Source organism: Pseudomonas sp. 05T35 (assembly GCF_056396605.1).
In genome coordinates, this window is sequence record NZ_JBFTLU010000295.1 from 1 (window position 1) to 7,333 (window position 7,333).

At 60.5% G+C, this 7,333-nt stretch carries 3 protein-coding genes and 1 pseudogene; all 4 read left to right on the plus strand.

Features of this window, described 5'->3' with window-relative positions:
* Nucleotides 1-1,518: alpha-amylase family glycosyl hydrolase (locus AC1DH9_RS20495; RefSeq protein ID WP_477808679.1), on the plus strand; the 1,518-nt coding region annotated here is incomplete at its 5' end.
* A gap of 133 nt (nucleotides 1,519-1,651) precedes the next feature.
* A pseudogene (gene treS, locus AC1DH9_RS20500) lies at nucleotides 1,652-4,851 on the plus strand (maltose alpha-D-glucosyltransferase).
* Nucleotides 4,848-7,082 (plus strand): 1,4-alpha-glucan branching protein GlgB, encoded by a 2,235-nt coding sequence (glgB, locus tag AC1DH9_RS20505; RefSeq protein ID WP_427536923.1) that lies wholly within the window; start codon nucleotides 4,848-4,850, stop codon nucleotides 7,080-7,082. Before treS ends, glgB begins: the two are co-directional and overlap by 4 nt.
* A gap of 45 nt (nucleotides 7,083-7,127) precedes the next feature.
* The coding region (locus tag AC1DH9_RS20510; RefSeq protein ID WP_477808680.1) for a hypothetical protein at nucleotides 7,128-7,333 on the plus strand (206 nt) is incomplete at its 3' end.

Below are 7,333 nucleotides of genomic sequence, written 5' to 3' on the forward strand. Positions count from 1 at the left end.
CTGCACCATGAGCTGGCCGGGCTGCTTGAAACCGAGCAAGTCGCGCTGTTTTTGCACCCGCGCAGTGCCGGGTTGATGGCCGAGGCCGATCTGCGTCCCTACCTCAGCCTGAGTCCGGAGTACCCACTGGACGTCGAGCGCGAATGTGCGCAGTTCGCCAGTTGGTATGAGTTGTTTCCCCGCTCGATCACCGAGGATCCGGATCGCCACGGTACGTTCAACGATGTGCATTCACGTCTGGCGATGATTCAGGACATGGGCTTTGACGTGCTGTACTTCCCGCCGATCCACCCGATTGGTCGCAGCTATCGCAAAGGTCCCAACAACGCCCTGACTGCCGGCCCTGATGACCACGGCAGCCCGTACGCCATCGGCGGTATCGAGGGGGGGCATGAGGCGATTCACCCGCAGTTGGGCAGTCGCGAGGACTTCCGTCGTCTGGTCAAGGCCGCCGCCGCACACGGGCTGGAGATCGCGCTGGATTTCGCGATTCAATGCTCCCAGGACCATCCGTGGCTGAAACAGCATCCGGGCTGGTTCAACTGGCGGCCGGACGGCACCATCAAATACGCCGAAAACCCGCCGAAGAAATACCAGGACATCGTCAACGTCGACTTCTACGCCAGCGAGGCGATTCCCAGCCTGTGGCTGGAACTGCGGGACATCRTGGTCGGCTGGGTCGAGGAGGGCGTGAAAATCTTCCGGGTCGACAATCCACACACCAAACCCTTGCCGTTCTGGCAGTGGCTGATCGGTGACGTACGGGCGTTGTATCCCGAGGTGATCTTCCTGGCCGAGGCCTTTACCACCCCGGCGATGATGGCGCGCCTGGGCAAGGTCGGTTACTCCCAGAGCTACACCTACTTCACCTGGCGTAACACCAAGCATGAATTGGTGACGTACCTCACCGAGCTGAACCAGTCGCCCTGGCGCGAGTGCTTTCGGCCAAACTTTTTCGTCAATACGCCCGACATCAATCCAGGCTTTCTCCATGAGTCGGGCCGCGCCGGCTTTCTGATCCGGGCTGCGCTGGCGACCATGGGCTCGGGCCTGTGGGGCATGTATTCGGGGTTTGAACTGTGCGAGTCGGCGCCAGTGCCGGGCAAGGAGGAATACCTCGACTCCGAGAAGTATGAAATCCGTGTCCGGGACTTCACTGCGCCGGGCAACATCATCGCCGAGATCGCCCAGCTCAACCGTATTCGCCGGCAAAACCCGGCCTTGCACAGCCATTTGGGCCTGCAGGTCTACAACGTGTGGAACGACAACATTCTGTACTTCGGTAAACGCACGGCCGATGGCAGCAATTTTATTCTGGTGGCGGTCAGCCTCGACCCGTTCAACGCCCAGGAGGCGCACTTCGAATTGCCACTGTGGGAGATGGGCTTGCCCGACGACGCGGTGACCCAGGGTGAAGACCTGATGAACGGCCACCGCTGGGACTGGCACGGCAAGACCCAATGGATGCGCATCGAGCCGTGGAACCAGCCGTTCGGGATTTGGCGGATAACGGCTTAGCCGCCCCCACGAATCATGTGGGAGCGAGCTTGCTCGCGATAGCGCCCGCTCAGTCAGCATTGATGGTGGGTGTCATGCCGTCATCGCGAGCAGGCTCGCTCCCACAGGTTCTCACTGTACTCAGGAGTTTCCAATGGCGAAGAAACCCAGGTCAGCCACCTTCAGCAATGACCCGCTCTGGTACAAGGATGCGGTGATTTATCAGGTTCACGTAAAGTCTTATTTCGACTCCAACAACGATGGAATCGGCGACTTTCCCGGTTTGATCGCCAAACTGGATTACATGCTCACAATCGAGGCTTGCGGGTGATCACCGAGTTGGTCATCAACCACACCTCCGATCAACATCCCTGGTTTCAACGGGCGCGCAAGGCCAAGCCAGGTTCAAAGGCGCGGGACTTTTATGTCTGGTCCGATGACGATCAAAAGTACGACGGCACGCGGGTCATTTTTCTCGACACCGAGAAGTCCAACTGGACCTGGGACCCGGTGGCCGGCCAGTACTTCTGGCACCGCTTCTATTCCCATCAACCGGACCTGAACTTCGATAACCCGCAGGTCATGAAAGCCGTGCTCTCGGTGATGCGCTATTGGCTGGACCTGGGCATCGACGGCCTGCGCCTGGATGCGATTCCCTACCTGATCGAGCGTGACGGCACCAACAACGAGAACCTGCCCGAAACCCATGCGGTGCTCAAGCGGATTCGCGCCGAGATCRACGCCCATTACCCGGATCGCATGCTGCTGGCCGAAGCCAACCAGTGGCCGGAAGACACCCAACTGTATTTCGGAGACACCAAGGGCGATAACGGCGACGAATGCCACATGGCCTTTCACTTCCCACTGATGCCGCGCATGTACATGGCGCTGGCCCAGGAAGACCGTTTTCCGATCACCGATATCCTGCGCCAGACGCCGGAGATTCCGGCCAACTGCCAATGGGCGATTTTCCTGCGCAACCATGATGAGCTGACCCTGGAGATGGTCACCGACAAGGAGCGCGATTACCTGTGGAACTACTACGCGGCTGACCGCCGCGCGCGGATCAACCTCGGCATTCGTCGACGCCTGGCACCGCTGATGGAGCGTGACCGGCGCCGCGTCGAGCTGCTCAACAGCCTGCTGCTGTCGATGCCCGGGACGCCGACGCTGTACTACGGCGACGAAATCGGCATGGGCGACAATATCTATCTCGGCGACCGCGATGGCGTGCGCACGCCGATGCAGTGGTCGATCGACCGTAATGGCGGGTTTTCCCGCGCCGACCCGGCGAGCCTGGTGCTGCCGCCGATCATGGACCCGCTCTACGGTTACCTGTCGGTGAACGTCGAAACCCAGGCTGGCGACCCGCATTCATTGCTGAACTGGACCCGGCGCATGTTGGCGATCCGCAAGCAGTCCAAGGCCTTCGGTCGGGGCAGCTTGAAAATGCTCTCGCCGAGCAACCGGCGGATTCTGGCGTATACCCGTGAATACACCGGTGATGACGGTAAACACGAGATCATCCTTTGCGTGGCAAACGTTTCGCGCAGTGCCCAGGCGGCCGAGCTGGACCTTTCGGCTTTCGCTGGCATGGTTCCTGTGGAAATGCTCGGCGGCAACGCGTTCCCGCCGATTGGCCAGCTCAACTTTCTGCTGACCCTGGCGCCGTACGGCTTTTACTGGTTTGTGCTGGCGGCGGAAAACCAGATGCCGAGCTGGCATGTCGAGCCTGCGCAAAGCTTGCCGGACTTCACCACCCTGGTCCTGAAAAAGCGCATGGAAGAGCTGCTCGAAGCACCGTCGCGCACCATTCTGGAGCAAAGCGCTTTGCCGAGCTGGTTGCACAATCGACGTTGGTTCGCCGGCAAGGACTCCCGTATCGAAACGGTGCACATCGCTTACGGTGTGCGTTTTGGTGATCCGCTGCATCCGGTGCTGTTCAGCGAAATCGAGGTGGTCAGCGACGGTCAGGCCAGCCGTTATCAACTGCCGTTCGGGTTTCTCGCCGAAGACCAGGTGGGCGCCGCATTGCCGCAGCAACTGGCGTTGGCGCGAGTTCGGCGCGGGCGGCAAGTGGGCTTGGTGACGGACGCGTTCAGCCTCGACAGTTTCATTCGTGCGGTGATCCAGGCGATGCAGGCGCACACGGTGCTGGACGCCAGTGACGGCGAGATTCGTTTCGAACCGACTGTCGGGCTGGCGGACCTCAAGCTGGAGGCGGACTGCGACGTGCGCTATTTGTCGGCCGAGCAATCCAACAGCTCCGCGGTGATTGGCGGCAGCGTGGTGCTCAAGCTGATCCGCAAAGTCGCCAGCGGCGTACACCCGGAACTGGAGATGAGCGCTTACCTGACCGCCGCCGGGTTCAAGCATATTTCACCGTTGCTCGGCTCGGTGATTCGCCGTGATCGGCAAGGTGAAGACACGCTGTTGATGATCGCCCAAGGGTATCTGAGCAATCAGGGCGATGCCTGGGAATGGACCCAGAACAACCTTGAGCGGGCCATTCGCGATGAGTTGGCCGAGGCCATGTCCGAGCAGGAACAGCACTACAACGCGCTCGGTGAATTGAAAGATTTCGCTGGCATGCTCGGACAGCGACTCGGGGAAATGCACCAGCTACTGGCCGCGCCGGGTGACAATCCGGCGTTTGGTTCGCGGGTCAGTACGCACAAGGATCAGCAGGCATTGGCCAAAGCCATTGCTGCACAGCTGGAGCACGCCTTGCAGTTGCTCAAACAGCATCAGGCCCGGCTGAGCCCGGAGGACCAGGTGTTGGTGGTGCGTTTGCAGGAGCAGAAGAGAGCCATCCTCAGGCACATTCAGGAACTGGCGGCAAAAGCGGTGGGCGGTTTGCAGATGCGTGTCCACGGTGATCTGCACCTGGGCCAGGTGCTGGTGATCAAGGGTGATGCCTACCTGATCGATTTCGAGGGGGAACCGGCGCGGCCATTGCATGAGCGAAGGGGCAAACACAGTCCATACAAGGATGTCAGCGGCGTGCTGCGTTCGTTCGATTACGCGGCGGCGATGGCCCTGGACGGGCAAGGGGTTGAAGTCACCGCGCAGACACTGGCGGCACGTCAGCGGGTGACGGAACGTTATTTGCGTGAGGCCACGGCAGCGTTTGTTCAGGCGTATCGGCAGGCAACGGCTAGTCTTGCTCATGCCTGGCAGGATCCTGCAGCCGAAGACGCCGCACTGGCGTTGTTCTGCCTGGAGAAGGCGGCCTATGAAGTGGGGTATGAAGCCGAAAATCGTCCCACCTGGTTGCCCGTGCCATTGCACGGTTTATACGGGTTGTTGAGTGGGCTCAAACCCTTTTCCTATGTGAGTGGAGAGCAGTCATGACGGAGCCATCATTGAGGGAGCAGGGACGGGTGAAAGAAGCGCTGCTGCCGGCGGCGCGAGACATTGAGGCGCTGGTGCGCGCCGAGCATCAGGATCCGTTCGCGATACTCGGGCCCCATGCAGATGGGGCCGGCGGTCAGTTCATTCGTGCCTACCTGCCGGACGCCTTGAGCGTGCAGGTGATTGCCCGTGACTCCGGCGAAGAGCTCGGCAGCTTGAACCCGACCGAAGTGCCGGGGTTGTTCGTCGGGCATTTTGACCAGTCCCGGGCTTACCTGTTGCGCACCCGATGGGCGGGTGGCGAGCAAACCGCAGAGGACCCTTACAGCTTCGGTCCGTTGTTGGGCGAGATGGATTTGTATCTGTTCGCCGAGGGCAATCACCGGGATCTCAGTGCGTGTCTGGGCGCGCAGTTGAAAAATGTCGAGGGTGTCGACGGCGTGCGTTTTGCCGTGTGGGCGCCGAATGCCCGGCGGGTCTCGGTGGTCGGTGATTTCAACGTCTGGGATGGTCGTCGTCACCCGATGCGGCTGCGCCATCCGTCCGGCGTGTGGGAGCTGTTTGTTCCGCGCTTGCAGGCGGGGGAGGCGTACAAGTACGAAATTCTCGGCGCCCACGGGATTCTGCCGCTCAAGGCTGACCCCATGGCCCTGGCGACACAGCTACCGCCGGACACCGCCTCGAAAGTCGCCTCACCGTTGCGTATCGATTGGCAGGATCAGGACTGGATGCAGACACGCGGCGAGCGCCACCGGCCGAGCGCACCGCTGTCGATCTATGAGCTGCATGCCGGTTCCTGGCAGTGCGAAGTGGATGACGTCGGTGAAGTGGCGCGCCAATACCATTGGGGCGAGTTGGCCGAACATCTGATCCCTTACGTGCAGAAACTCGGTTTCACCCATATCGAACTGATGCCGATCATGGAGCACCCGTTCGGCGGCTCCTGGGGTTACCAGCCATTATCGCAATTCGCCCCGAGCGCCCGTTACGGCTCACCCAGCGACTTTGCCGCGTTCGTCAACGCCTGCCACCTGGCCGACATCGGGGTGATCCTCGATTGGGTGCCGGCGCATTTTCCCACCGATACCCATGGCCTGGCGCAGTTCGACGGCACCGCGCTTTACGAGTACGGCAACCCGCTGGAAGGTTTTCACCAGGACTGGGACACGCTGATTTACAACCTCGGACGCACCGAAGTGCATGGCTTCATGCTGGCGTCGGCATTGCACTGGCTCAAGCACTTTCATGTCGATGGGCTGCGGGTCGATGCAGTGGCCTCGATGCTGTATCGCGACTATTCACGCAAGGCCGGTGAGTGGGTACCCAATCGCCATGGCGGTCGGGAGAACCTCGAAGCCATCGATTTTGTCCGCCACCTCAACGATGTGATCGACCTCGAAGCGCCCGGTGCGCTGGTGATTGCCGAGGAGTCCACGGCCTGGCCGGGCGTCAGCCAGGGCACGCAGCATGGCGGGCTGGGGTTCGACTACAAATGGAACATGGGCTGGATGCACGATTCGCTGCATTACATTCAGCAGGACCCGGTCTACCGCGCCCATCATCACAACGAACTGAGCTTTGGCCTGGTTTACGCCTGGTCCGAGCGCTTCATCCTGCCGATTTCCCACGACGAAGTGGTCCACGGCAAACACTCGCTGATCGACAAGATGCCCGGCGATCGCTGGCAGAAGTTCGCCAACTTGCGTGCGTACCTGAGTTTCATGTGGGGGCACCCGGGTAAAAAACTGCTGTTCATGGGCTGTGAGTTCGGCCAGTGGCGCGAGTGGAATCACGATCAGCAGCTGGATTGGTACTTGCTGCAGTACCCGGAACACCGCGGCGTGCAACAACTGGTGACTGACCTCAACCAGCTGTATCGCACCGAACCGGCACTGCACGATCAGGACGATGTGCCGCAGGGTTTCCAATGGCTGATCGGCGATGACGCGATGAACAGCGTCTATGCCTGGCTGCGTTGGAGCAAGGAAGGGCGGCCGGTGCTGGTGGTGGCGAACTTCACGCCGGTGCCGCGTCCGGCGTATCGGATTGGTGTGCCCATTGGCGGGCACTGGAATGAAGTGTTCAACAGCGATGCGGGCATCTACGCCGGCTCCAACTATGGCAACGGCGGCGGTGTGATGACCGAAGAGGAGGGCAGCCACGGCCAACCCTTGTCGCTGGTGCTGAATCTGCCGCCGTTGGCGGTGTTGATGTTGCGGCCGGAGGGTTGATCCTAAATCGTTGATTGCGGGCAAGCCTGTTGTGGTCCAGTTTTTTTGGACCAATCTGTAGGAGCATGGCTTGCCCGCGATGGCGTCAGGGATACAACCTGTCTCTTTAGTTGCTCGGTATCCTACTGGGTACTTGGTTATGCGAGGCTCTTTGGGTTCGTCGAAAAAGTCTTGGGAAACAAGAAAGTGGCCCATTTCTTTGTCTTTGTGGATGAGAAGTGGTATTTGAAAACAATGGCGCTGGTTCGTTG

Bases quoted from the DNA above. Each gene is read 5' to 3' on its own strand.
- glgB (WP_427536923.1), top strand. From the start codon at position 4,848: ATGACGGAGCCATCATTGAGGGAGCAGGGACGGGTGAAAGAAGCGCTG.